The organism is Spirosoma luteum DSM 19990, assembly GCF_000374065.1.
In the GTDB taxonomy this organism is placed as follows: Bacteria; Bacteroidota; Bacteroidia; order Cytophagales; family Spirosomataceae; genus Spirosoma; species Spirosoma luteum.
Genome location: NZ_KB893292.1, coordinates 1 through 3,295 on the forward strand (window position 1 = coordinate 1; position 3,295 = coordinate 3,295).

The following is a 3,295-nucleotide window of genomic DNA, read 5'->3' on the forward strand; positions in this document are numbered from 1 at the left end:
GTACATAGCCGTAAATCATAGGCAAAAAGTGGGCTTCCCCCTTAAGGGTCGTTATTGGGGTAAAAGTAATTGATTTCCATGCTTTTACACGTACCTTAACGGCATCTGGTTTTGCTGCCTAAAACGCTCGTTATCACCCCCTAAAATGCCTACTATCCGGCCAATTTTAGAAAAAGGCCACCAACGCGAATTCGAGACACCGCCTACCTTCACTTATGCCCAACGCCGGTTCTTTTTTCAGATTACCGATGAGATTAAGCCACTGCTGGCTAGCCTGGATACCCTGACCAACCAAGTTGGTTTTCTGGTTCAGTTAGGCTACTTCAGGGCCACCAGCCGGTTCTTCTCCCCAACGACCATTGCCCAAAAAGATTGGGAGTTTGCCACCCGGCGCGTGTCCCGCAAAGGCATGGTATCACCCCATCAGAGTTATGCTGATTCAACGGCCCGACGTCATCGCGGGCTGATCTTGACGGTACTCGACGTCATACCCTTTGCCGAAGCGGTTCGGGAACGTTGTCAGCAGGAGGCCAACCAACTCATTACCCAGGGGCTGCGGCCACCCCAGGTCTTTGGCAGTTTATGCGACTTTCTGCGAGACCACCGCATGGAGATTCCCGCTTATTCGACGTTTGTAGACATCATCAACCGGGCTATTCACGCATTCGATGCCCATCTTCGTCAGGTGTTACATACCCAATTAGATGGCACCCAGCGAACGGCTCTTCATTCCCTTTTAGAGCAAACGACCGATGACAAGACACCCCTGCATCCGACTGCACCGATGCAACTTACTCAACTGCGCCATACGCAGGAGTTGATGAATCTGAAGGCTATTCGGGAGAATGTCAAACACCTGCGCACGCTCAAAACGCTTTATCACCAGTGCCTGCCGATTCTAAAGGCCTTAGCCTTACACGATGCGGTTGTTGAAGACTATGCCCTGGAAGTGATGCGAAGCAGAAGCTGGCAGGTTAAGCGGTGGGTTGGCCAAGAGCTGCACCTGCTGTGCTTTATTCAGTACCAGTACTTCTATCTGAACGATACACTGGCCAAAACACTGGTGATGGCCACGGAAAATAGCGTCAATCAATGCGAAAAACGCTACAAGGTTGACAGGCAAGAACGATACGACCACAACTTGAGCCAGTTAACCGACATTCTGCATGAGTATATAGGGCAGGCCACCCGATTGGATCAGATGCAGACCGTCAGTTATGATTTCTCCAAACCGCTGGACGAGAAGTTCAAGGTGTTGTTGAGCAGCCTGCGCAGCCCTGAAACAGCTGCTTTTCTAGCCAAATTACCCCTGGTGCAGGACTTATACGCCCAAACGACTCGTCATCTTAAGGATGGCGATTACTACGATGAGATTGCTCAGGGATCACAGAAATTGCAGAATCGGGTAGCCGATCTGATCCGTCATCTGGAGTTCAGCACCGAGCCTTCTGAAGAGAAACTAGCTAAAGCCATCCGGTTCTTTCAGCAGAAAGATGGCCTGTTAACGGGTGCGGTCCCCACTGACTTTCTGAAGCCTTCTGAACTGACGAACATCCGCGATACCGAAGGCAAACTCCGTGTCAGTTTATACAAAGCCCTGCTGGCCCGGCACATTATGCGGGGCTTCAAAGCAGGTAGTGTGTATCTGTCGACTTCCCACCAGTACAAGTCAGTAGACGAGTACCTAATCGACGAACATACTTGGCAAACAACTAAACAGACCCTGCTGGAGCGCGCTGGTATGCGCCATCTGGAAGGCTGGGAGACCGTTGCCGACGAGCTACGAAATCGGTTGCGGACGCAGTTCGCCGATACGATGGGTCATATTGATTCAGGTGAAAACCTGTGGGTGGACAAGCGGAAAGACAATACACTCCGCTTCAAGACACCGGTTTTAGATGAGCCACAGGATACGGCTCCCGTGGATTTATTTCCGCAAGACCGGGTGATTCCCCTCTATGAGGTGCTGGAAACGGTCAACCGGGTCTGTCAGTTTTCGGACACGTTTGAAGCGGCCCGCCTGGATCACGGGCGGGAGCGGCCCGTAGCCAATCTGTTTCTGGCGGGTATCATCGGTCTGGGTTGCAACCTGACCACACAACGAGTCGCCAAAACAGCTAAAAATCTCTCAGCAGCTACCTTAGAGACGACAGTACGAAACTATTTCAGTTCTGTTAACTTGCTAAGAGCCAACGATCAAGTCAGTGCGCTCATCGAGCAAATGAACGTGGGGGCTTTCTTTGATCACAATCCGTACGGTAGACATACCTCCAGTGATGGCCAGAAGTTTGCCGTTGCTTTTGACTCGATTCACAGCACCTACTCGGCCAAATACTTCGGGAAAGAAAAAGGCATCACCATTTACAGCTTCATTAATGCCGTTCATGATCTGTTCTATTCGACGGCTTTTTCGGCTTCTGACCGCGAAGCATGGTATGTGATCGACGGGCTGATGCATAACGATGTGGTACGCTCCCAGATTCACTCGACCGATTCTCATGGGGCTACTGATCCCGTATTCAGTGTGTCCTATCTGCTGGGGATTGACTTTCAGCCGCGTCTGGCGGATCTGCACCGGCAGAAGCTGCACGGCATGGTGGGCGTAACCATGAGTCATTCGACGGATTATCAACTGGCCATTGGCGACGAAATGGACGAAGCGGTGGTGGCCAAACAGTGGGATCGTGTTTTACGCCTGGTGGTCAGCATCAAATTGAAGAATACCCTGGCCTCGCTGGTGATGAAGCGGCTCAACTCGTATGCGTTGCAGAATCCGCTCTACCAGGCACTGAAAGAGTTGGGGAAGGTGGTTAGAAGCCTGTTTTTACTGCGTTACATGGACGACGAGCAAATGCGTCACCGTGCCCATCAGCAACAGGAAAAGATTGAAAGCGTTCACGCACTAAGCCGGGCCGTGAGTTATGGCAATAACGGTGTGCTACAATATGCCAATCAGGAAGAGTTGCTGACCATGCAGGGTTGCAAGCGGTTGATCGAGAACTCAGTGATCTGTTGGAACTACCTGTATTTGAGCCGTTTATTAGTCAACTCAACCAAAGCAGAGCGAGCCATTATTCTGAGTATGGTACCCCGAACCTCCCCTGTTGCCTGGGAACACATCAACTTTCAGGGAGAGTTTAATTTTGATGATGATCTGAGCCGTGATCCGTTGGAAGCGTCGCTATCAGACATTCTATCTTACGAGCCAGAAGGAGTTAAATTCTTATAATACTCTACAAGTCAGTGACTTATTGACGCTACGTGGCGGATTTACCCCAAATGTGTTAGCTACCCC

General features: G+C 50.8%; 1 protein-coding gene. It reads left to right on the top strand.

Features of this window, described 5'->3' with window-relative positions; all coding sequences use genetic code 11:
* Positions 1-145 precede the first annotated feature (145 nt).
* Positions 146-3,229 carry a Tn3 family transposase gene (locus tag B156_RS0124550; protein ID WP_018622453.1) on the top strand — a complete coding sequence of 1,028 codons (3,084 nt, stop codon included), beginning with the start codon at positions 146-148 and terminating at the stop codon, positions 3,227-3,229.
* Positions 3,230-3,295 lie beyond the last annotated feature (66 nt).

Coding starts and splice junctions, on each gene's coding strand:
- B156_RS0124550 (WP_018622453.1), top strand. CDS start 146: ATGCCTACTATCCGGCCAATTTTAGAAAAAGGCCACCAACGCGAATTC.